This window comes from Pseudomonas sp. KBS0707, from assembly GCF_005937945.2.
Classification (GTDB): Bacteria; Pseudomonadota; Gammaproteobacteria; order Pseudomonadales; family Pseudomonadaceae; genus Aquipseudomonas; species Aquipseudomonas amygdali.
Window position 1 is genome coordinate 3,273,361 of sequence record NZ_CP041754.1, and the last position, 24,057, is coordinate 3,297,417.

The window sequence follows — 24,057 nt, forward strand, 5'->3', positions numbered from 1 at the left end:
TTGTCTGGATGGAGTCTCACCATGTACACATCGACCAGAAAAGCCTCGACTGCTCGCGGTACGCCACCTGAAGCATTCGACCCTGCCCTGCTGGGCGAGGAAATCGCCAGGCAAATGCGTCTGCCCCCCGAGTCACTGACACAGAACGCCAGCCTGTTGAAACTGGGCATGGACTCGATGCACCTGATGGCCTGGCTCAACCGGTTTCGCCGCATGGGTTTCAAAGTGACCCTCAGAGACCTCTATGACCAGCCGACGCTGCAGGGCTGGCAGCAACTGCTTGGCAGCGTAGCCGTTCAGATCAACATCGTCGAGCCTGTCGATAAAGATGAAACGCTGCCGCTCATGACTGACGGCCAGCCCTTCGCTCTGACCAGCGTACAGCACGCCTACCTGGTGGGGCGTTCCAGCGAACAACCGTTGGGTGGAGTCGGCTGTCATCTGTATCAGGAATTCGACGGCCACGGCCTGACACCGCAAGTGCTGGAAGCGGCGATCTATCGGTTGATCGAACGGCATCCGATGCTCAAGGCACGTTTTCTCGCCGACGGTCGTCAGCAGTGGCAAGCGCGCTCGGCATGGCCGGGCCTCAAGGTTCATGACCTGCGCGACATTAATGAGGCCTTTCGCCAGCAAAGCCTGATGAATCTGCGCGATCAACTGGGCCATCGTCGCCTGGATGTCGAAAATGGCGAAACCTTCGATTTCCAGCTTTGCCTGTTGCCAAACGGGCAAAACCGGCTGTTTGTCAACATTGACCTGCTGGTCGCGGATGCCGCCAGCTTCAATCAGTTGTTTGAAGAACTGATCGCGCTGATCGAAGACCGTCCGCTGCCGCCCTCACCGATCGATTACGATTTTTGCAGTTACCTAACGCAGGTGAAGCGCAATGATCAGGCGCGCATCGAGCAAGCCAGAGCCTGGTGGCTGACGCGTCTGGACGACCTGCCCCTGGCACCGATTCTGCCGCTGGCGCAGGACCCTGAGCGCATCGAGAAGGTTCGTATCAGCCGCCGTCGCGACCAGTTGGACACGGCACAGTGGCAGACTTTCAAGGAGCACGCGGGAGCGGTCGGTGTAACACCGACCATGGCGCTGGCAACGCTGTTCAGTGCGGTGCTGGGACGCTGGAGCGGGCAACAGGCGCTTTTGCTCAACCTCACCCTGTTCGACCGCCAGCCTTTGAACCCGGCAGTCGCCAGCATGATCGCCGACTTCACCAATATTCTGGCCCTGCCAGTGATCTGCTATGGGCAATCCTTTGCCGAGCTGGCAAGGGCCAATCAGCAGTCGTTTGCCGAGGTTCACGAACACAGCGCGTGGTCGGGGGTCGAGGTGCTGCGCGAGCTGAAGAAACGCCAGCGCCACCCGCACGGTGCGCCACTGGTGTTTACCAGCAACCTGGGCCGCCCGCTGTTTGGCGAAGCGGCAGAGAACAAGTTGGGGGCACCCGGCTGGGGCATTTCCCAGACGCCGCAAGTGTGGATCGACCACCTGGCCTTCGAGCATCAGGGGCGGATTTATCTGCAATGGGACAGCAATGACCAGCTGTTCCCCGAGGGGCTGACCGACACGCTGTTCGACGTCTATTTCGAACAGGTACTGGCGTTGGTGGCAAACCCTGCGCACTGGTCAAGCCCCTTGTCGGACCTGATGCCGTTCGCCCAGCGTGCCGTTCGCGAACAGGTCAATGCTACCGGGCAGGCCATTCCTGATGGTTTGCTGCACGATGCAATCTTCATCCAGGCCGAACGTGCCCCGCAGGCCACCGCAGTGATTCAGGATCAGCGGCGTCTGAGCTTCGACCAACTGGCCGATCAAGCCAGTCGGCTGGCCGGCTGCCTGCAGGCCCTGGGCGTCGAAGCAGGCGACACGGTTGCTGTCAGCATGCCCAAGGACATCGGCCAGATCGTCAGCGTGCTGGGCATTCTCAAGGCGGGCGCGATCTATGTGCCAGTACCGCCGGACCAGCCCTTGGCACGGCGTATCGGCATCTATAAAGGTGCCGGGGTGAAGTGCGTGCTGACCAGCGCCGATGAGCCTGACGAGCACGACATCGACAAGGCCCTGACCTGGCAGCAGGCAATCCGCAGCGAGCCGCTTCAGCATCAGGTGGCGGTCAGCGCACAGCAACCGGCCTACATCATCTACACCTCAGGCTCGACCGGTGAACCCAAGGGCGTGGTGATCAGCCATCAAAGCGCCCTGAACACCTGCATGGACATCAGCCAGCGGCATGGCGTCGGCCCCGACGACTGCGTGCTGGCGCTATCTGCGCTGCATTTTGACCTGTCGGTGTATGACATCTTCGGCGTACTCGGCGCAGGCGCTTCGCTGGTGCTGGTCAACGAGCAGCAACGGCGCGACCCGGCGCTGTGGTGCAGGCTGATCGATGAACACGGCATCACCCTGTGGAACAGCGTGCCTGCCCTGCTGGACATGCTGCTGACCTACAGCGAAGGCTTCGATCTGCATAGCCCGGCCGGCCTGAGGCTGGTGATGCTGTCCGGCGACTGGATCGGGCTGGACTTGCCGGAGCGCTATCACCAGTACCGCAGCGACGGTCAGTTTGTCGCCATGGGCGGTGCGACGGAAGCGGCCATCTGGTCCAACATCTGCACCGTGAGCCGGGTTGAGCCGCACTGGCGCTCGATCCCCTATGGCACGCCGCTGGCCAACCAGCGTTATCGCGTGGTCGACGAAGCAGGGCGCGATTGCCCGGACTGGGTCGCCGGTGAGCTGTGGATCGGCGGTACAGGTGTTGCCCAAGGCTATTTCAATGACCCCGAACGCAGTGCCCGGCAGTTCGTCGAAGTGGCTGGTGAACGCTGGTATCGCACCGGCGACATGGGCTGTTACTGGCCGGACGGTACGCTTGAGTTTCTCGGCCGCCGCGACAAGCAGGTCAAGGTCGGTGGCTATCGTATCGAGCTGGGTGAAATCGATGCGGCATTCAACCGACTGGAAGGTGTCAAGGCAGCCATCAGCATGGCGCCGGGTGAACGGGAAAAGAGTCTGGTGGCCTTTGTCGTGCCACAGGGTTCCAGCCTGTGCAGTAGCATCGAAGCCGACCCCCGTACACCGGCCAGCTACGCCGACTGGCTGACGCCTGAAACGGCAGCGACAGATACTGCGGAGAGTTCGCTGGGCGATTTCCTGCTCCAGCATCTGGCATTCAACGGCGTACATTTCAGCGTCCCTGTGACCACCGCAACGGTGCTGCAGACCTACGCCTGCCAGGCACACTGGCAACCACTGCTGGACCGCTGGTTGACATGGCTCGCAACGCACGGCCGCCTGCAACGCGATGCAAGGGGAACATGGCAGCTCAAGCACCCGAGCGCAAAGGTAACGTCGCATCACGATTCTGCGTATGCGCTGACAGAAGCCCTGTATGCGCACCACGACACGCTGCGCGAAATACTGCACGGTCAGCGCAGCCCTCAGACTCTGCTCGAACATCCGCACTGGGCTCCAGAACAGTTGTTGATGCACGCTAGCGGCAGCCGAGAAACCCTCAGCGCGCTGGCAACGTCGCTGGCCGACCTGAGTCGTCTGTTGCAACGCCCGGTGCGTCTAATCGAAGCCAGCGCCCGCAGCGCCGTGACCGGACTGTTTTTACTCGAACGGCTAGATGCATCACAGCTGCAATACATCGCGCTGGATGCCTCACAGGCAATGGTCCTCAAGGCACGCGAACGCCTCGCCGGGTTCGCGCACGGCAGCGCGCGGCGCGACACCGACAGCGAGCGCCAAGCGCTTGCCTACAGCGCCGACGTGCTGCTGATCAACAACCAGCTGCACCGCCTTGAAACCCCGCACGCGGTACTGACGCAGTGGAGACAACTATGCGCGCCCGGTGCTGCGGTCTGTGTGCTGGAACTGGCACAGGCCTCGGCGCTGGCCATGATCAGCGCCGACCTGCTCAACGAAGGCGACAGTGCTGCAGAACAATTGCGTGACAGCGGGCATTGGCAGGCGTTGCTGACGCAGGCCGGTTTGGCAGCCCAAGGAGTGGATCGACTGGGCGACATGCAGCGTCTTATCCTGCGTGCCCCCGATGTGCTGCAACGCCCCGATCCTGCGCGACTGACAAAGGCGCTGGCCAACGAATTGCCCGGTTACATGATTCCACAGCGCCTGTATTTTATCGACGCGCTGCCGCTGACCGCCAACGGCAAGGTCGACCATCAGGCACTGGCGCAGTTGTGCAAACCGTCCAGCGCACATGCCGAGCAGTGCCAGGCACCTGAAACCGCTCGCGAACAGATGGTTGCGCAACTCTGGCAGGCGCTGCTGCAAACCGGCGCATTGCATCGCCACAGCCACTTCTTCCAGCTTGGCGGCGACAGCCTGCTGGCGACCCGGCTGATCGGCGAACTGGCCAGCCACGGCTATCGTGCCCGGCTCGATGATCTGTTCAACTTTCCGAGCCTACATGCCTTTGCCGCAGCATTGCTGGAAGATGCGCCGCCAGCGGCACGACTTGAGCATGATCCGGCAGGCCGCTATCAACCGTTTGCCCTGAGCGAAGTGCAGCAGGCTTATCTGGTCGGACGTCAGCCCGGCTTCGTGCTGGGCGGCGTGGGCGCGCATTTTTTTGTCGAGTTCAGCGTTGAACGGCTTGATATTCAGTTGTTTCAAAATGCCTGGCAGCGTCTCATCGAGCGTCACGACATCCTGCGTGCCGTGGTGCGTGACGGCGCGTTGCAGGTTCTGCAACAGGTCCCGGCTTTCATTCCTCGACGCCACCGGGTGTCCGCGCTGAATGGCAAGGAAGCACTTGCACTGCGCGAACGGCTCTCTCATCAGGTACTCGATGCCGGGCAATGGCCGCTGTTCGATGCACAGATAGCCGAAGACGGCAGCGCACACAGCCGGATTTTCGTCAGCCTCGACAACTTGCTGCTCGACGGCATGAGCATGCAGATTTTGCTGGCCGAGCTAGAAACGCTGTACCTGCACCCGGAACAGGTACTGGACCCGATCAATATCAGCTTCCGTGACTATCAATGCCTGCGCGCCAGCCAGCCGCCCTCGCCCGGTGCTCAAGCGTACTGGCAGCGACGTCTCGACGACCTGCCGCCGGCGCCGCGTCTGCCGCTGCGCTGCGAGCCGGCTGACGCCGGTACGCCACGCTTCGTACGCCTTGCCGAGCGCCTGCCGGCGGCGCGCTGGGAAAGCCTGAAAGCCCAGGCCCATCAGCACCAGTTGACGCCGTCGGGGCTGCTGCTCAGCGCTTTTTCCGCCGTGCTGTCGGCGTGGAGCAGCGAGCAAGAGCTGAGCCTTAACCTGACTCTGTTTGATCGTCAGCCACTGCACCCGCATATCGACCGGGTACTGGGTGATTTCACCTCATTACTGCTTCTGGCCTGGCAACCTTCTGCTGACTGGCTCGGCAGTGCCCAGCGTTTGCAACAGCGGCTATGGCGCGATCTGGCCCAGCGCGATCACTCGGCAATCCGCGTCATGCGAGAACTGGCCAGCCGCCGCGGCATGGCTGCCGCGCAAATGCCGGTGGTCTTCACCAGTGCGCTGGGGTTCGACAAAGGCCGCTTCATGGCCCAGTCCTCGTGGCTCAAGCCGGTCTGGGGAATCTCGCAAACCCCGCAAGTCTGGCTCGATCATCAAGTGTACGAGTCCGAAGGCGACCTGTGCCTGAACTGGGATGCGGTCGAGGCGCTGTTTGAGCCTAAAGTCTTGCGCAGCATGTTCGATCAGTACCTTGCCCTGCTCAATCGTCTGGCTGAGCAACCCCAGGCCTGGGTCTTGCCTTTGGCCCGGTTGGTTGTCCCCGCAGAGCCTGACGCTGGCGTGGCAACGCTGCCTAGTAGGCCACAGCAGCACGAGCCTGGGCAACCGGCCGACGAACAACTCGTCGAGCAGATCCGGCATGCCTTTCATGAGGTCGTCGGCCTGAAGCTGCAAGACTGTCGGCAGAACTTTTTCGACGCTGGCGCCAGCTCGCTGAAACTGGTGCAACTGCATGTGAAGCTGACCCAGCAGGGCCATCGTCATTTGCAGGCCACCGATCTGTTCGGCTACCCGAATGCCCGTGCGCTGGCGCAACACCTGAACCACACGCAACCGGCAAACGATACGCGGGAACAACCCCGGCAAACCCGGTTGGTGCAGAGAAACGCCAGAAGGTTGCGGCGCAGCGGAGGTGGTTCATGAGCCGCTACCTGCCGTATTGGTGTTACTACCTGCATCAGGGCATGCTCACCGCGCTGATGTTGCAGGGTGTGGTCGGCTATTTCCGCCATCAGGGGCTGGACCTGGCCAGCCTCAGCCTGCTGTCGCTGACATTCCTGCCCTGGATAGGCAAGTTTCTCTGGGCGCCCTGGTGCGAGCGTCACAGCCTCGCACTGCGCGGTAATCACTATCTGGGCAGCCTGGTGCTGCTGCAACTGGGCATGGCGCAGACTCTGCTGGTAATCAGCTTTCTGGCCCCGCAGCACTCGCTCTATCCGATCATGGTCGGGCTGATGCTGCTAGCACTGCTGTCCGCCAGCCATGACATCTACGCCGACGGCATCACGATCACCACCTGCGACGCCGCCAGCCGTCCGTTTGCCAATACCGCGCAGGTGGGTGGCAGCTACCTCGGGATCGTGTTCGGCTCGTTCGTGTTTCTGTATCTGGCCGAACACTGGGGGTGGCGCGCCGGTTTCATAGGTATGTCGATGGTCTCGTTGCTGCTGTTGCTGCCGGTCGGGCTGCTACCGGCCAGCAACAGCATTGACGAGCCGGCGGTCAAGCCGAAACTGGATCGCAGCAGCTTTACCGCGCTGTGGCCCGCCCTGTGCCTGACCGCCATTTACTACCTGGCGATGCGCGGCCTGATGGCGATACAAACCGTGCTGTTGATGGACAGCGGCCTGGGCCTTGCCGAACTGGGCCTGGCCTCGACGCTTTACAGCACGGTTGCCAGCGCCATCGGCGTACTGCTCGGCGGCTGGATGGCCCGGCGCTTCGGTGCCTGGCGGTGTCTGCTGCCAGCCATGCTGCTGCACGCGCTGATTGCTCTGGCGGCAGCGCTTGGCGCGCGCGTCTACGACCTTGACGCATGGCTGGTGCTGTTCGGTCTGGTCAACATCGCCGCCGCGATTGGTTTCGTCACCCTCTACAACCTGCTGATGGGTGTGGTTCGCCCGCATCAGCCTGCCTCGGATTACGCCCTGCTGCAGTCGGTCGATGCCGCAATTGCCATGCTGGCGTCGATTGCGGCCCTGCAGTCGGCTCACTACCTAGGCTATCCGCCGCTGCTCGCGGTACTCGCGAGCATCGCCTTCATCTGTTTGTGGCCAGCCTGGCGCCTCTGTCGCCGCCTTGAGCGCAGCATGCCTGCCAGCCCGTCTTCCACACCTGAACACGAGGTCATCCATGCCCACCCTTGAAGAAACCTATGGCACCAGCGAGCCCATCGCGGTCATCGGCCTGGCTTGCCGTTTTCCCGAGGCCCGCGACAGCGCCCAGTACTGGCAAAACTTGCTGGCCGGTCGCGAGTGCAGCCGCCACTTCAGCCGCGAAGAACTACTGGCCGCAGGACTGACCGCGGAACTGATCGATAACCCGGATTTCGTCAATATCGCCGCAGTGGTTGACGACCCGGACCGCTTCGATGCTGCGCTGTTCGGTTACTCGCGTCAGGAGGCAGAATCCATCGACCCGCAGCAGCGGCTGTTCCTGCAAACCGTCTGGCACGCACTGGAACACGCCGGTTTCGCGCCTCGTGAGGTAGCGCATAAAACCGGTGTGTTCGCCTCGGGACGCATGAGCACTTATCCGGGCCGGGATAACATTCGCGTCACCGAAGTGGCGCAGGTCAAGGGCCTGCAAGCGCTGATGGGCAACGACAAGGATTACCTGGCCAGCCGCGCCGCCTACAAGCTCAACCTGCGCGGCCCGGCCATGAGCGTGCAGACCGCCTGCTCCAGTTCACTGGTGGCGGTGCATATGGCCTGCGAAAGCCTGCGCAGCGGCGAATGCGAGATGGCCGTGGCAGGCGGCGTAGCTGTGTCGTTCCCGCAACAGGCTGGTTACCTGCACCAACCGGGGATGATTTTCTCGCCAGACGGCCGCTGTCGCCCGTTTGACGCCGGTGCTCAGGGCACTTTTGCCGGCAATGGCGTCGGTGCAGTGACCCTGCGGCGCCTGGAAGATGCCTTGCGCGACGGCGACCCGGTGCTGGCCGTGTTGCGTGGCAGCGCGATCAATAACGACGGTCATCACAAGGTCGGCTATACCGCGCCCTCGATGGTCGGTCAGCGTGAAGTCATTGAAGACGCCCTGCTGCTGGCCGACATTGATTGCACCAGCATCGGTATGCTCGAAGCGCATGGCACGGGCACGCCACTGGGCGACCCGATCGAGGTTCAGGCACTACGCGCCAGCTTCGCGCAACGCACGGATATCGGTGACTGTGCGCTGGGCTCGGTGAAAGGCAACCTTGGCCATCTGGATACCGCCGCAGGCATCGCCAGCCTGATCAAGACCGTTCTGGCGGTCAGCCACGGGCGCATTCCGCCGAGCATAAATGTCGAGCGAGTCAACCCGGCGCTGCAACTGGAGCACAGCCCGTTTTACGTCCCGACCCAAGATCAGCCGTGGCCCGCAGGACCGCGCCGCGCCGGTGTATCGTCATTCGGCATTGGTGGCACCAACTGCCACATGATTGTCGAAGCCCTGCCCGACGCATTGCGCACGCCAGGACCGGCAGCGCAGGCGAGTGCCCTGCTGATCAGCGCGGCCAGCCAGCACTCATTGCGGCAACTGGCGGGCCTTTACGCCGAACGCCTGCACGCTGCAAACATTACAGACACTGGCGCCGACCTTGCGTACACGGCGCTGCACGCCCGACAACTCGACCTGCCGTTTCGCCTGGCGGTGCCGTTGCACGAAGAAACCGCCCCGGCGCTGCAAGCGTTCGCCCAAGGCGGCAGCGATGCCTTGCTTTACGAAGGACAGGCAAGCCAGGGCGCGCAGGTATGGCTATGTAGTGGCCAAGGCAGTCAGTGGGCCGGAATGGGTAAAAGCCTTTACGGTCAGTCGAAAGCCTTCAGCGAAAGTCTGGACCGCAGCTTTGCAGCCTGCGCCGGCCACCTGCAACCCTCGCTGCAGTCGGTCATGTTCGGCGAGCATGAAGGGCTGATCGACCGTATGGATTACGCGCAGCCTGCCATCGTTGCCTTCGAAGTGGCCATGGCGGCTCACTGGCGCGAGGCAGGTCTCACCCCTGACCTGTTGATCGGCCATTCGGTGGGTGAGTTCGCCGCGGTGGTCATCGCCGGGATATATCGGCTGGAAGACATCCTGCCGCTGGTGATCCTCCGTGGCCGGCTGATGAATCAGTGTGCAGCGCAAGGTGCGATGCTGGCGGTGTTCTGCGATGCGGCAACGCTGCAACCTTTGGCGTTTGAACATGGCGTGGAAATCGCCGTGTACAACGCCGAACAGCATCTGGTGGCCTCAGGTGACCGTGACGCAATCAACACACTTGCGCAAGCGCTGCAAGAGCGACAGCTGCGGCACAATCGCCTGAGCGTGGCCGGTGCAGCGCACTCACGCTTGCTGGAGCCAATTCTCGATGAATTCCAGCAAGCCAGCAAGGCGCTGCGTGCGGCGCCACCGAAAATACCGCTGATCTCGACCCTGACCGGTCACCCCCTGAGCCAGGCGGAACTTGAACACGATGATTACTGGCGCAGGCATCTGCGCAAGCCGGTGCGCTATCACCAGGCACTGACTCACGCATTGCAAACGGGCGTGAACATCGCGCTGGAACTGGGTGCCGATGCACCACTGACCGGGATCGGCACGCGTCTGGAGCAGACCGGTGTGCACTGGATCGCCAGCGCCCGCCGCCACAAGCCAGCAGCCGCCGTCTTGCAGGACAGCCTGCTGCGCCTGTTTGCCGCCGGTGCCAGCTTGCCCTGGCGGACCCTGCTGCCCTCGGTCGGCAAGCGCATCCATGCCCCGCTGTATGTTTTCGACGAGCAGCGCTACTGGTGCGATGCCCCACAGCAGCCAGTCACACAGACGCAGGATCTGTTGCTCGAGGCCGGTCGCAAGGTCGCGTTGCAGGAAGGCGCCCATCTGGACCTGCCGCGTCTGCAGCGTCTGTATCAATGTGTGACCCAACTGCATGCGATCTATGTCGACCAGATGGTTCGCCAGTGCGTACAAGACAACATCGACCAAGGCGTCGAGCCGCTGAGCATTCTGCGTAGCGGCCGGTTGTTGCCGCGCCATCGGCAACTGCTGGTGCGCCTGCTCAATGCCTGTGTCGAGGATGGCTATTACACCCTTGAACACGGCCGTTACCGCAGCGCCCGGCCCATCCCCTACGAGCAACGCCCGGCGTTGCTGGCGCAACTGCGCAGTTGCTGCGAAGGGCTGGACGTGATCGCCGACACCGTCGAGCGGGCGGGCGAGCAACTCTTCGCCATGATGAATGGCACTGTGGAGCCGGTGTCGGTGATCTTCCCGGAAAGCGCCTCCAGCGGCGTTGAGATGCTATACCAGCAATTCAGCTTCGGGCGCTATTTCAATCAGATCGCAGCAGGCGTGATCAATGGTCTGATCCGCGAACATCAGCACGCCGGACGCGGGCCGCTGCGGATTCTGGAAGTCGGTGGAGGGACCGGTGGCACCACCGCCTGGCTGCTGCCGGAACTGAGCAACGTCACCGATGTACGTTACTGCTTCACGGATATTTCAGCGCTGTTCAGCCGCCGCGCTGAAGAAAAGTTCAGCGCGTACGACTTTGTCGAGTACGCGCAGTTCGACCTGCAAAAACCAGCCAGCGAACAAGGCTTTCAAACCGGGCACTACGACCTGATCGTCGCCGCCAACGTGATCCATGCCACCCAGCATGTAGGCCAGACCCTGCAAAACCTGCGCCCGCTGCTCAAGCCGGGCGGCGCTCTTTTGATGCGTGAAATCACCCGTCCGATGCGCCTGTTCGATTTTGTTTTCGGCCCGTTGGTGTTGCCGCTGCATGACGAGCAGGCGCGTGGTGGTGAACTATTCCTGTCCACCGAACACTGGCAGCGACAATGCCTGGAAAGCGGGTTTGAACGCCTCGACTGGCTGCCCGACGATGGCAGCGCCACCGCCGGTATCAGCGAACACATCCTGCTGGCACGCACTCAGGCCGCTAACGCTGCGCCAACCCCGCTCAGTATTGATCACGACAGTGGCAGCGCGGTATTGGGCAGGCAACCGGGCGAGCACCTTTACCAACCTGACTGGACAGATTGCGCAGGCCAGCCGCTGCGCTGGCAGAAGCGCTTGCAGCAAGCATGCGAGCAACTGGCGGCGCGCCATGGAGATATTCGGCACCCGCCCGTGTTCACCCGCGATGTGCCGTTACCTCAAACCCTGACCGGTCTGGCCCTGCATTGGAGCGCCGAGCCATTTGGAATAGCCTGCGTCGAGCTAAAACAATGCGATGCTCAAGGACAATGGCATCTGCTCGGCAGTGCCGATAGCCGGTCTGAGCGCCGCGCCACATTGCCAGCAGTGAGCACTGCATCCGGCACCCATTACGATTGGCAATGGACTGCTGTGAAAGCGCAGGATGCACCCTTGGCGAAGCTGCGCGTCGAACCGGCTAATGTGCGGGCGGCGCTGGCCGCCGTTGGCGTGGAGCATGACCCGCAGGCTTCGGCGTGCCTGCTGATTGTGCAAGACGGCACGCTGGCGGATGTCGCCAGCCAGGTGCTTGATGCATTGAAAGCCAACACCGGGCAGCCTCTGCTGGTGGTGACCCGCAACGCCTGGTCACTGGTTGCCGATAACGCTGTAAGTCCCGAGCATCGAGCACTGTGGGGGTTGCTGCGGGTTGCCTGTGCCGAGCAGCCACAACGCGCCCTGGCAGTCATTGACCTTGACGGCGGCAAGCAGGGCGCCAGCGTTGACTGGCAAGCCCTGTTAGCGGGCTTGAGCGCTGCACAAAGCGGTGAACGCTGGATTGCCGTGCGCGAGGGCGTAGCGCAGGTACAGACGCTCAGCGTGCAGCCTCACCACAGCGCCAGCCTGCCTGCACAACGCTTCAAGGACAGCGGCTGGCATATCGTAACCGGCGCATTCGGCGGTCTGGGTCGTCTGAGCAGCCATTGGCTGGCCGATCAGGGCGCGTCGCGCATCGCCCTGATGGCACCACGCTGCCCGCCCGAGGGCGATCAATGGATCGATACCCTGCAACGGCAATATGGTTGTGAAATACGCTGGATGGCCTGCGATATCAGCGATCAGGCGGTGCTGGCGGCCTGCCTCGACACACTGCGCGCCGATGGCGGCCTGAGTGGTGCGATTCACTGCGCCGGGCTGCTGGACGACACTCCGCTGAGCAATCTCGACGCCGCGCGCATGCAACCGTTGCTGCAGGTCAAATGCTCGGCAGCTCACCAGTTGCAAACGGCGCTCGCTGATCAGGGTCGCTACCTGCTCCTGTATTCCTCGGCCGCCGCCAGTCTCGGCGCAGCGGGTCAAGGGGCTCATGCGCTGGCCAGTGCCTATCTGGATGGACTGGCCGAATCGCGAGTCGACACCCGTCTGCACACGGTCAGTATTGCGTGGGGTGCCTGGGGTGAAACCGGACGCGCCGCCGACGCTCAATTGCATGCCCGATTGGCACAAGGCGGCATGGGCACGCTGGCCACCGGCGAAGGCCTGTGGCATCTGGAACAAGCGGTCATGCGCGGTACGCCTTGGTATCTGGCGATGCGCGTAGACACTGAGCGCATTGACCCGAGCCGTCGCCTGCTGACGCAGCATATCCAGCAACCCGAGACCCGTGCGCCCGTAAAAAGCGCTTCCCGGACCGGCGCCCTCCCCGCTCCCGCCATGACCGGTGATCAGCAGGTCGATCAGCAGGCGCTCAGCCAGTGGCTGAGTGCTTCGATCTGCCGCCAGTTGCGCCTGAGCCCTGACGCTGCACCCGCGCAGAATCAGGACCTGATGCAACTGGGCCTCGATTCGTTACTGTTCCTTGAGCTGAGCAGCGACATCCAGCGCCAATTGGGCATCCGTCTGGATGCCGAGCAAGCCTATCGCGACCTGAGCATTCGCGGCCTGAGCGCACTGTTATTGTCCAGCGCAGGTAAAACGCCGGTTGCCGCCAGTGACAACCTGATCGTGCCACAGCCCGATGGCCGCTTCGAGCCTTTCCCGCTGACGCCGATCCAGCACGCCTACTGGCTGGGCCGTACCGACCTGATCGATTACGGCGGCGTGGCCTGCCACGTGCTGTTCGAATGGGACAAGGCGTATGCCGATTTTGACCTGACCCGTTTCGAGCACGCCTGGAACGCGCTGATCACCCGCCATGACATGCTGCGCATGGTGATCGACAGCGACGGCCGTCAACGCATTCTGCAAGACACGCCCTGGTATCGCCTGCCACGCAACGACCTGCGCGAACTCTCCCCGGATCAGCAGCAACAACGCTTGCAAGACATTCGTGAAGATATGTCCTATCGCGTCTTGCCCACCGATTGCTGGCCGCTGTTCGAAGTGACGGTCAGTGAGCTCGACGCCGGGCACTGCCGCCTGCACATGAACCTCGACCTGCTGCTGTTCGACGTGCAGAGTTTCAAGGTGATGATGGACGATCTGGCCACTGCCTACGCCGGCCAGACACTCAAGCCGCTGGAGCTGACCTTCCGCGACTACGTGATGGCTGACCTGGCGCAGCGCGACAGCCTGCAATGGCGACAAGCCTGGCGCTACTGGCAGGACACGCTGGAACAGTTGCCTGGCGCCCCGCAGTTGCCACTGGCGGACAGCCCGCCCAAGGGCCAGCCACGTTTCCGGACCGTTCAGGGCAAGCTCGGCGCGACGCAATGGGACCGTTTTAAGGCGCACTGTCAGCGCCTGGCCGTGACACCCTCTGCCGCGCTGCTGGCATTGTTCGCACAGACGCTGGAAAGCGTCAGCCGTACCCCGGAATTCACCCTCAACCTGACCTACTTCAACCGTCGGCCCCTGCACCCGCAGGTTCAGCAACTGATCGGTGACTTCACGTCAGTGTTATTGATCGATTTCCAGCTGGGACACGGTGAAAGCCCGGGGCAGGTCATGACCAGCACACAGGCGAGGCTCTGGCAACGCCTGGCACACACCGCCGTGAACGGCGTGGAATTGATGCGCGAACTCGGTCGCCGTCAGGGACAGACGCGTCAACCCGCCATGCCGGTGGTGTTCACCAGCATGCTCGGCATGTCGCTGGACGGCAAAGCCATCGATCAGGCTATGACCTCCACTCTCGGCGATCCGGTTCACGTCTTCACTCAAACCCCGCAAGTCTGGCTGGACCATCAGGTGATGGAAATCGACGGTGAGCTGGTATTCAGTTGGTATTGCATGGAAGACGTGCTCGCCGACGGCCTGATCGACAGCCTGTTTCAGACCTATTGCGACCTGTTACAAACGCTGGCCGACCAACCGCAAGGCTTCGACAGTCGTCCCGGGTTGCCCCGCCACGACTGGACGGTGAATCTGGACGGCGAGCAATTCGACCCGCAACGGCTTGAAGCGCAACTACGTCGTGCACCGGGCGTGCAGACCGCACGTATCAGGGTTGATTGCGACAGTCGCACCCTGCTAGGCGAGTTGGTCGCCCAGCCGCCTAATGCCGTCGATGACACCCCCTGCGCAGCTCAGCCCCTGCCCCTGCCCCTGCCCCTGAGCGATTTGCCGCAACTGAGCGACGCGCAACGTCAGGAAGTCGACCTGACCTGGCAGGCGCTGGAAAGCCTTGCTCGCGAAGGCATTCTGAACACGCTGCAAAAACACGGGTTGTTCAGCGAAGCCGGGCAGCGCCATGACCTGGCGCATGTGATGACAAGACTGGGAGCGTTGCCGCAATTTGCGGGCCTGCTGCGCCAGTGGCTGGCGATGCTTTGTCAGCAAGGCCACTTACAACAGGACGGCCAGCATTATCTGACCCTGCCCGCTCAGCCTGTTCAAGCCACTGGCGAAACGCTTCCTGTCGCCGAGTGGAGCCAGACGCTGGGCACGTATCTGGAAGCCTGTATCGAACAGCACGCAGAACTGCTGCGCGGTGATTGTTCGCCGCTGAGCCTGTTGTTCGGCAATAGCGACGCCGTCGTCAAGGCCCTCTACAGCAACAACCCGGTGCTGCACTGCTTGAACAGCGCACTGGCACAGACTGCCAAAGCCCTGGCAGGCACGCGGCGCGACCTGCGAGTGCTGGAGGTCGGTGCCGGCACCGGTGCGACAACCCGACATCTGTTGCCGATGCTTGAAGGCCACCTGAGTGAGTACCGCTTCACGGATGTTTCCAGCCTGTTCCTCACTCAGGCTCAAGACAACTTCGTGGCCTGGCCGCAGCTGACCTGCTCGATTCTCGACGTCAACCAGCCGGTGGATTTCAGACAGCACCCGGCGCAGGGCTACGACCTGATTGTGGCGGTCAACGTGATGCACGACGCCGCGCATGTCACACGTTCACTGAAGCGTCTGCACCGTTTGTTGCGCAGCGGCGGCCATCTATTGCTGCTGGAGGCCACCGAACGTGACAGCGCGCTGCAACTGGCGAGCATCGGTTTCATCGAAGGGCTGAGCAACTTTGAAGACGAGCGCAGCGAAGACGACAAAGCCATGCTTGATCTGCCGCGCTGGCGCACTGCCGTGCAGGCGTCGGGCTTCAGTTGGGTCATGAACTGGCCGCAAGAAGCTGACCACAGCATGCGTCAGCACTTCATGCTCGCTCGGGCCGAAGGTATCAGCCACCTGGACGTGGCTGCAGTGGCTGAACAGCTGGAACCACACTCGACGCAATGGCCTCTGGCATTGCGTCAGGTGGAGCAATTGTTTACTGCGCCTGCGGCCAGACAAACCCCGCAACAGACCAGCGAATCCGCCCCGCTAAAGGAGGTTGATCCGGCATTGCTGGATGCCGTTTCGCAACTCTGGCGGGAACTGCTCGGGCAAGACATCAACGCCGACAGCGACTTTTTCCTCAGCGGCGGCGACAGCCTGATTGCGACGCGCATGATTGCCCGTCTGAACCGTATGGGGCATTCCGGCAGCAGCCTGCGCAACCTGTTCGATAACCCACGGTTGAGTGATTTTTGCTCCACCCTGCTTGATCAAAACGTGCAGACCGATGACAACCCGCTGGCGCTGGCCAGAGGGCGTAACGAGCTATCGCTGTTCGTGTTCCATGCCTCGGATGGCGAGGTGAGCGCCTATCTGCCACTGGCAAAGGCGCTGGACATGCAGGTGTTCGGACTGCAAGCCGCGAATACGTCGGGCACTGATTCGCTGAAAGCGCTGGCCGCCCGGTATCTGCACGCAGTTCGTCGGCAACAGCGCAACGGGCCCTATGTGCTGCTGGGCTGGTCGTACGGCAGCTTTTTGGCAGAAGAAACGGCGCGCCTGCTACAGCGCCAGGGTGAGCGGGTTCGCTTGATACTTCTTGATCCGGTGTGCCGCGCGGACTTCCGGTTCGATGATCGTCCGGGGCTGTTGCGCCTTATGGCTCAGGGTGCGAAACGCATCGCTCTGCCTGACGACCTGGAAGCGTTGCCGCCTGCCGAACAATTGAGCGTGTTCATGAGCAGTGCCACGCAGGCCGGTGTGCTGAAAACCCCGCCCCGACCACAGCAGGCCGAACAGTGGCTGCAACGCATCGAACATCTGATGACGCTGCTGACGCGACACTCGCAACCACGACAACTGGACCTGCCCTGCCTGTGGCTGAGCGCCGAAGGCCGTCCGCAGCATTGGCTGCCCGCCGAGCAGGACTGGCAGGAGTGGACCGCGAGGGCACATCGCGAATCGATGCCCTGCGATCACTGGCAACTGCTGCTAGACACGGATCAGGTCCAACGTACTGCCGCGGCGATCAGCGCCTGGCTGGCCGCCACCAACAAGGAGAGTCATCCATGAACATGCCACTGAAGGTTCTTGTTGTCGGAGCCAAGTTCGGGGAGCTGTACCTCAACAGTTTTCTCCTCGAACAGCCCGGCTTGCAGCTGGCCGGGCTGCTGGCCAACGGCAGCCCGCGCGCCAAAGCGCTAGCCAATGCGTTCGGCATAACGCTGTATACCGATGTCGAGCAATTGCCGGACGATCTGGACATTGCCTGTGTGGTGGTGCGCTCGACGGTGGTCGGCGGTGCCGGTGGGCAATTGACCGATAGCCTGCTGCGCCGCGGGCTGCACATCATTCAAGAGCACCCGGTACACCCGGATGAAATACTCCGTCATCAGCAACTGGCCACACAGATGGGCTGCCAGTACATCGTCAACAGTTTCTACCCGCACACCGCTGCGGGTCGCTGCTGGACAGGCGCGGCACAACGCCTATCGCAACTGCTTGATGGTCACAGGACCAATCTGGCGCAACTGACCACCAGTCGGCAGTTGCTCTACTCGGGCCTGGACCTGCTGTTTCAAGCACTGGGCTGTGATCTGGCCGCACAGGCCAGCGTCGGCCTGCTCGACAGCGACGATGACTTTCATACCCTGTCGCTGAACTTGCCGGAAAGCCGCGTACTGCTGCGCTTGCAAAGCTGGATGGCGACCGATGATCCCGACCTGCACAGTCTGGTCATGCACCAGCTGAGTCTGGCCTGGCCCAGCGGCTACCTGTCGCTGGACGCCAGCTATGGACCGGTCAACTGGACGCCCGCGCTGTACGCAGAGGCCCATGACGATGATCGGCAGACCCTCTACACCAGCAAGGCTGATTATCTGCAGCAAGCAACCGCAATGCCGCTGCACCCCGCAGCCATCCATTGGCGTAGCGCCCATGAAATCGAAGGACCTGCCGGTGTGGGCTGGTTGTTGCAACAACTGCTGACAATCCTCCGGGGTCAGCCCCGCACCGAAGGCCTGCAGGCTGATTATCAGCTGGCCCTGGCCAGACTATGGCAAGACATCCTGCGCTGCGCCGGACCTGCCGAGCAGCGCGCCGCCAGTGCGCCGCCTGTCATCGATGCCGGGCAACTGCAGGCGGAGGGTTGATCGCATGGGTATGTTACGCCCCTTTCTGCAGGCCGATCAGTGCCAGAACCATGTGCTGCTGTGCCCGTTCGCCGGGGCCAGCGGCGGCGCATTTCACAACTGGCGCGGGCTCGACGAACAGGGCCTGGATCTGACGCTGGCGATCTACCCGGGTCGCGACCAGCGCATGCACGAGCCCTGCCTGCGTCAGGTCCAGCCGCTCGCCGAAAGCCTTGCCGCGGAAATTCAGACAATGCCGGCCAAACAACGCCGCACCCTGATACTGGCCGGGCACAGCATGGGGGCGCAGGTTGCCTTCGAAACCTGCCTGTTGCTGGAACAGGCGGGCACATCACCCGCAGGGTTGGTGTTGTCGGCATGCCATGCGCCCCACCTGAGCGGCAGGCGTCTGCTCAGCCATCTGGATGACCGGCGCTTCATTGAGCAACTGGTTGCCATCGGCGGTGTCAGCGAAGCGCTGCTGGCCAACCCGGACCTGCTGGCGGTGTTCATGCCCTTGCTGCGTGCCGATTTTCAAGCCACGGAAAGCTATCACCGTCCGCTGCACGCGGACCGTCGGCGCTTGCAGACACCCACCCTGCTGCTGCACGGCAGTCACGACCCCGAAGCCGACCAGGAGGAAGTCGGCGCCTGGCGGCAATGGCTGTGCGGCGAATCCCGTCAACAGGTCATGGCCGGCGACCACTTTTACCTGACACAACGCCCCAGAGCCTTCGCCACGCAGGTCCTGACCTTCATTGAGCAGAGCATCAGCCCTTTTCATCCATAACGGGAAACGACCATGCACACCGAACTTGCCTTCAAAGACCCGCTACACCCCTTCGCCGACCAGACCCTCCCTCAACGCTTGCGTCGATGGGCAAGCCAGCACGGCTCACGCACAGCGCTGGTCGCAGGTGCCGTACGCGTGAGCTATGCGCAACTGGACCTGCGAGTCGACCGCCTGGCCGGCGGCCTTGGCGCGCTGGGCATAAAAGCCGGTGACAGGGTGATGCTGCAACTGCCCAACGGCGTCGGCTTTGTCTGCGCATTCTTTGCCGTAATGCGCATCGGTGCGGTGCCGGTATTGGCCATGCCCACTCAGCGTGCAGAGGACATCGCGGCACTTTGCCGGTTGGCAGACCCCGTGGCCTACCTGATTCCCGATCGCCTTCGGGACTTCGATTTTCGCGAGATGGCCGCCGGGATTATCGAGCACCAGCCCTCACTGGCGCATGTCATTGTCGACGGCGAACACGGACCTTTCAAAGCGCTGTCGGCGCTGGATGCACCCTGCCCGGCGGACCCGCTGGCAGACCCGCGCGGTATGGCCTTGCTGCTGCTTTCAGGTGGCACCACCGGCACCCCGAAACTGATTCCGCGCAGCCACGCCGACTACGCCTACAATTTTTCTCATTCAGCCAGGCTCTGCGAACTGGACAGCAACAGCGTGTACCTGGCGGTGTTGCCGACCGCGCACAATTTCACCCTCGCCTGCCCCGGCGTACTGGGCAGCCTGGCCGCAGGTGCAACCGTGGTACTGGGTGACAGCGCCAGTTGCGATGCAGCCATGCCCCTGATCGAACGTGAAGGTGTCACCCATGTGGCGCTGGTCCCTCCGCTGGCGCAACTCTGGGCCCAGGGGCGCGACTGGGAAGACAGCGATCTGTCCAGCCTGAAGCTGCTGCAGGTGGGTGGATCTCGACTGGACCCGGCGCTCGCTACAGATGTGCTTGATGCGCTGGATTGCCGAGTGCAGCAGGTGTTCGGCATGGCCGAGGGTCTGCTGTGCTATACCCGGCCGGACGATCCGCTGGAGGTCGTGCTCAACACCCAGGGTCGTCCACTGTCACCGTTCGACGAGGTTCGTCTGGTGGACGCCGACCTGCACGACGTCGCTCCCGGCCAGACCGGTGAACTGCTGACCCGCGGCCCGTACACCATTACCGGGTATTACCAGGCGGCAGAACACAACGCGCGCAGCTTCACCCACGACGGTTACTACCGCAGCGGCGACCTTGCGCGCTGGACGCCCGAAGGCAACCTGATCGTCGAAGGACGTATCAAGGAACAGATCCAGCGCAGCGGTGAAAAGATCTCGGCAGCACACATAGAAAACCACCTTGCCGCCCTGCCCGACATTGATTCTGCCGTAGTGGTCGCCGTGCCGGATGCGCTGCTGGGCGAGCGCATTTGCGCGTTCATCCTGGGCGAACAGCCTGCCGGCGCGGCTCAATACGTGCGCGACCAACTGCGTCTGCAGGGGCTGGGCGAGGACAGCCTGCCCGATCAGTTCGAGTGGGTTGCTGCGTGGCCACTGACCGCTGTGGGCAAGATCGACAAACGTCAACTGGCCGTTATGGCCCAGTGAATCCGGGAGTAACCCATGAGTGTTGTGAAATCTGCACCTGAGTGTGAAAACCTCGGCGACATACGCCAGGGCATTGATGAGCTCGACCGGCAGATTGTGCAAATTCTTGCCAGGCGCCTGACCTATGTGAAGGCTGCTACCCGCTTCAAGGTCAGTCAACAGGCCATTCCGGCACCCGAGCGAGTGCGCGCAATGCTTGAAGAGCGACGTCAGTGGGCCGGCGATGCGGGCTTGCCTGTCGATGAGACGGAGGACTTCTTCAAAGACCTGATCCACTGGTTCATCAACCAGCAGATCACCCATTGGCGAATGCTGCACCCGGAGGATGAGTCGTGAGCCGACTACCATCGTTCAGCGGTCTGCAGACGTGCCTGCAGGCTGCTCAGGCGCAAGTCAGCGCGCACCACCCCTGGATACTGGCCTCGTTTTCCACGCCTTCACTTCAGGTCGAACCGCTCGGGTTGTTCACCGCCAATCGCGAGCAGGTTCAACCGGCCTGCCTGTGGTGCGTGCAGGCACAGGGGCGATACCGGATTGGTCTTGGCCTGGCCCATGAGTTCAACGCCGGGCCTGCAGACAGCTGGCAGACGCTGGAAAAGCGCTGGCGGAACATGGCAGTCACGGCGGTGGTGCACGGCGAACACCGGCCGACTCTGTTCGGCGGGTTTGCCTTCGACCGTCAGCAGTCCAGCACACGGCTGTGGCGCGACTTTCCCGACGCAGCGTTGACACTTCCGCGTTTCGAACTTCGCGAATCTGATGGCCGGCCGCAACTGATCGTCAACGTGTTGATCGATCAGCACAGCCAATGCGACCAACTGGCCGGAAAGCTGGTAGATGAATGGGTTGAGATACTAGGCCGGCCCGTGCCCAGCGAGTCGATGGCTAGCGATAGGTTCGTGCGTTTGTCGATGGCACATCTCTGGAAACAGGACGTGTTTAACGCGGTCAACCGGATCAAGCGCGGCGGGCTGAAAAAAGTCGTCCTGGCCCGCTCGCAGAATATTCCCGTGGTAAATCCGCTGCAGCAGGTCATGCAGCACCTGATGCTCAGACAGCCCAACGCCTACCTGTTTGCGTTCGCTCGTGGCAACAGTTGTTTTCTGGGCGCATCGCCCGAATGCCTGTTGACCGTGCAGGGCGACCAGTTGCACACCATGGCCCTGGCAGGAACCGCGCCACGCGGAACAAACAGCGCTGAGGACGCACGGCTGGGCGAGCAACTGCTGGCCAGCGAGAAAGACAACAGCGAACACGCCATGGTGATCGACTGCATCAGACACGGCCTCGTCGAGCATTGCCTGAAACTGGACATCGCCTGCCGACCGCGACTGCACAAATTGCCGCATATCCAGCATCTGCTGACCCCCGTTCAAGCCACCCTCGCCCCGAACGCCAGCCTGCTGGGCATCGTCCAAAGCCTGCACCCGACCCCGGCAGTCGGTGGCCTGCCGCGCAATGAGGCGCTGGACTATATTCGCAGCAATGAACAGCTCGACAGGGGCTGGTACGCAGGACCGATCGGCTGGCTGGACGATCAGGGCAACGGCGAACTCGCCGTCGCCTTGCGCTCGGCACTGCTGACCGGGCAGCGAGCCACGCTGTTCGCAGGCTGCGGACTGGTCAGCGGCTCCGAACCGGAAAGCGAGTACCGCGAGAGCGACTTGAAAATGCAAACCATGAGGGAGGCTCTGGGACAGTTACCCCATAATGCGGCGTGGATGTGAAACAGCCCTGCCTGCCAGGCAGGGCTGAAAACACAGAGGCTGACTGAATGCTGCCTTCTTCACTTGCCAGTCGTCGCGCCCTGCAGGAAAAACTGCGTCACCAATGCGCCCATACCGGCGCGTGCCACACGGCCGCGGCGTTCGGCGTCGACCATCCCGGAGAGCAGCGCTGCGAACATTTCGGTAAGGACGGCCGCACTGACGTCGATCCGGAACAGACCTTCATGCTGCCCACGCAGGAAAAACGCATCGAGGGCGTCGGAGTAAGGCAACCAGCGGCGCCCTCCGCTGCTTTCATCGAGCGAATCCGGGCGCCACTGAAACACCAGAAAGACCAGCATTTCGCGGTGCATGAGGTGGTTGTCGACCAGTCGTTGAAGCGCTTCCAGCGGCGGAGCATGCTGCAGATCCGCGTCGGCAACCATCTGGTTCATCAGGTCCGAGGCGTGATTGAGCAACAGTTCCACGAGGTTGGCGCGGGTGCCGCAGAAACGGTTGAGCGTCGCCTTGCTGACGCCAGCCGCTTGAGCAATATCCTTGAGCGTACCGTTGGAGTGGTCAACCAGCGCAACGGCCAGGGCTTTCAGAAATTTGTCGTCAGCGGCAGGTAATTCCATCGGGTACGTCTTCAACTCGTGTTAAGTGGCAGGCGGCGCATTGTGCAGAAACCTTACCGCGTTCTCAAAGCCTATACACAATTAGTCACTAAAGTCTCACATGAGTCAATATTGACTCACTCTCTTACACAGTAGATCATTCGCGGCTTTAGTGTCTGATGGGCTGCGCCCGGGTGAGCGATGAGTGGTTTGAGCGATTGGCGTGTCATGCCTGCGGTAGCGCTGCTGGCAGTTTTGGGTCTGGCCGGGTGCGAGCAGAAACAGCAGCAGGATCACGCTGCATCGACAGCGCCCAAAGAGGTGGAGGCCATTGCGGTCAAAGCCGAATCGTTCACGGTCGTTGATGAACTGCCCGGCCGTATCGAACCGGTCCGTGTGGCGCAGGTACGCGCCCGGGTGGCCGGTATCGTGCTCACGCGCAACTTCGAGGAAGGTGCCGATGTGAAAGCGGGCGCGGTGCTGTTCCAGATCGACCCGGCACCGTTCAAGGCCGCGCTGTCCAAAGCTCAGGGCGACCTGGCCCGCACAGAAGCCACACTGTTCGAAACTCAGGCTACGGTCAAACGCTACGATTCGCTGGTCGAAATCGAAGCGGTCAGCCGCCAGACCTTCGACACCGCCCGCTCTGCGCTGCAAAACGCCATCGCCGCTAAAAAGTCGGCTCAGGCAGATGTCGAAACGGCCCGACTGAACCTGGGATACGCCACAGTCAAGGCACCGATTTCAGGGCGCATCGGCCGCGAGATGGTCACTGAAGGCGCGCTGGTCGGTCAGGGCGAAACCACCCTGCTGGCAACCATCCAGCAACTCGACCCGGTCTACGCCGACTTCACCCAGCCGGTTGCCGACGCCTTGCAAATGCGCGAGGCCATTCAGGAAGGTCGCCTGCCCAAGGGTGGCGAAGACGCGCTGTCGCTGAGCGTCGACGGTACTGACTATCAAAGCACTGGCACCCTGTTGTTTACCGACGTTGCAGTAGACCGGACCACCGGCCAGGTTTCGTTACGCGCCCGCTTCGCCAACCCCAAAGGCGTGTTGCTGCCGGGCATGTATGTGCGGGTGCGCACACCGCAGCGGGTCGATGCCAATGCCATCCTCGTCCCGCAACGTGCCGTTCAGCGCTCCAGTGATGGCGCAGCCCGCGTACTTGTGGTTGGCCAGGACGGTACGGTCGAAGCGCGTCCGGTCAAAACCGGCGCAATGCAGGATTCGCGCTGGCAGGTCACCGAGGGGCTGAAGGCAGGTGAACAGATTGTCGTCGGCAACATGACCGGGCTCAATTCCGGTGACAAGGTCGTCGCCAAATTGCCCTCCGCCCAGCCGCAATCCAAGTCGCAATAAAGCCGCCTTCAGCGCGATCG

At 62.4% G+C, this 24,057-nt stretch carries 10 protein-coding genes; 9 read left to right on the forward strand and 1 reads right to left on the reverse strand.

Annotated elements, in window-relative coordinates; genetic code table 11:
- Nucleotides 1-21: 21 nt before the first annotated feature.
- Genes FFH21_RS15400 through FFH21_RS15435 form a run of 8 tightly spaced genes read left to right on the forward strand, consistent with a single transcriptional unit; the run spans nucleotide 22 to nucleotide 22,079 of the window.
- Complete coding sequence (locus tag FFH21_RS15400; protein WP_011168852.1) at nucleotides 22-6,177, forward strand: non-ribosomal peptide synthetase; 6,156 nt, start codon at nucleotides 22-24, stop codon at nucleotides 6,175-6,177.
- A complete protein-coding gene (locus FFH21_RS15405) occupies nucleotides 6,174-7,400 on the forward strand; it encodes an MFS transporter (RefSeq protein ID WP_011168853.1) in 1,227 nt (408 codons plus the stop codon). The genes FFH21_RS15400 and FFH21_RS15405 overlap by 4 nt, the downstream gene beginning before the upstream one ends.
- Nucleotides 7,387-16,923 carry a type I polyketide synthase gene (locus FFH21_RS15410; protein ID WP_011168854.1) on the forward strand — a complete coding sequence of 3,179 codons (9,537 nt, stop codon included), beginning with the start codon at nucleotides 7,387-7,389 and terminating at the stop codon, nucleotides 16,921-16,923. The genes FFH21_RS15405 and FFH21_RS15410 overlap by 14 nt, the downstream gene beginning before the upstream one ends.
- Nucleotides 16,920-18,002 (forward strand): thiazolinyl imide reductase, encoded by a 1,083-nt coding sequence (locus tag FFH21_RS15415; RefSeq protein ID WP_004665559.1) that lies wholly within the window; start codon nucleotides 16,920-16,922, stop codon nucleotides 18,000-18,002. The genes FFH21_RS15410 and FFH21_RS15415 overlap by 4 nt, the downstream gene beginning before the upstream one ends.
- Before the next feature lie 4 nt (nucleotides 18,003-18,006).
- Nucleotides 18,007-18,771 (forward strand): thioesterase II family protein, encoded by a 765-nt coding sequence (locus tag FFH21_RS15420; protein ID WP_004665560.1) that lies wholly within the window; start codon nucleotides 18,007-18,009, stop codon nucleotides 18,769-18,771.
- A gap of 12 nt (nucleotides 18,772-18,783) precedes the next feature.
- The gene (gene ybtE, locus FFH21_RS15425) at nucleotides 18,784-20,352 is read left to right on the forward strand and encodes a yersiniabactin biosynthesis salycil-AMP ligase YbtE (RefSeq protein ID WP_011168856.1); all 1,569 of its coding nucleotides are present in this window, start codon (nucleotides 18,784-18,786) and stop codon (nucleotides 20,350-20,352) included.
- 15 nt (nucleotides 20,353-20,367) lie between these two features.
- Nucleotides 20,368-20,688 (forward strand): isochorismate lyase, encoded by a 321-nt coding sequence (locus FFH21_RS15430; RefSeq protein ID WP_004660533.1) that lies wholly within the window; start codon nucleotides 20,368-20,370, stop codon nucleotides 20,686-20,688.
- Nucleotides 20,685-22,079 (forward strand): isochorismate synthase, encoded by a 1,395-nt coding sequence (locus tag FFH21_RS15435; protein ID WP_011168857.1) that lies wholly within the window; start codon nucleotides 20,685-20,687, stop codon nucleotides 22,077-22,079. Before FFH21_RS15430 ends, FFH21_RS15435 begins: the two co-directional genes overlap by 4 nt.
- 59 nt (nucleotides 22,080-22,138) lie before the next feature.
- Here the strand turns inward: FFH21_RS15435 and FFH21_RS15440 are convergent, their stop codons facing one another.
- The gene (locus FFH21_RS15440; RefSeq protein WP_004665563.1) at nucleotides 22,139-22,696 is read right to left on the reverse strand and encodes a TetR/AcrR family transcriptional regulator; all 558 of its coding nucleotides are present in this window, start codon (nucleotides 22,694-22,696) and stop codon (nucleotides 22,139-22,141) included.
- Nucleotides 22,697-22,876: 180 nt separating this feature from the next.
- On the opposite strand from FFH21_RS15440, the gene FFH21_RS15445 reads away from it, so the two are divergent.
- Nucleotides 22,877-24,037: an efflux RND transporter periplasmic adaptor subunit gene (locus tag FFH21_RS15445; RefSeq protein WP_011168859.1), complete on the forward strand. Its 1,161-nt coding sequence runs from the start codon at nucleotides 22,877-22,879 to the stop codon at nucleotides 24,035-24,037.
- Nucleotides 24,038-24,057: the final 20 nt, after the last annotated feature.

Coding starts and splice junctions, on each gene's coding strand:
- FFH21_RS15415 (WP_004665559.1), top strand. CDS start 16,920: ATGAACATGCCACTGAAGGTTCTTGTTGTCGGAGCCAAGTTCGGGGAG.
- FFH21_RS15440 (WP_004665563.1), bottom strand. CDS start 22,696: ATGGAATTACCTGCCGCTGACGACAAATTTCTGAAAGCCCTGGCCGTT.
- FFH21_RS15405 (WP_011168853.1), top strand. CDS start 6,174: ATGAGCCGCTACCTGCCGTATTGGTGTTACTACCTGCATCAGGGCATG.
- FFH21_RS15410 (WP_011168854.1), top strand. CDS start 7,387: ATGCCCACCCTTGAAGAAACCTATGGCACCAGCGAGCCCATCGCGGTC.
- FFH21_RS15445 (WP_011168859.1), top strand. CDS start 22,877: ATGAGTGGTTTGAGCGATTGGCGTGTCATGCCTGCGGTAGCGCTGCTG.
- ybtE (WP_011168856.1), top strand. CDS start 18,784: ATGCACACCGAACTTGCCTTCAAAGACCCGCTACACCCCTTCGCCGAC.
- FFH21_RS15400 (WP_011168852.1), top strand. CDS start 22: ATGTACACATCGACCAGAAAAGCCTCGACTGCTCGCGGTACGCCACCT.
- FFH21_RS15420 (WP_004665560.1), top strand. CDS start 18,007: ATGGGTATGTTACGCCCCTTTCTGCAGGCCGATCAGTGCCAGAACCAT.
- FFH21_RS15430 (WP_004660533.1), top strand. CDS start 20,368: ATGAGTGTTGTGAAATCTGCACCTGAGTGTGAAAACCTCGGCGACATA.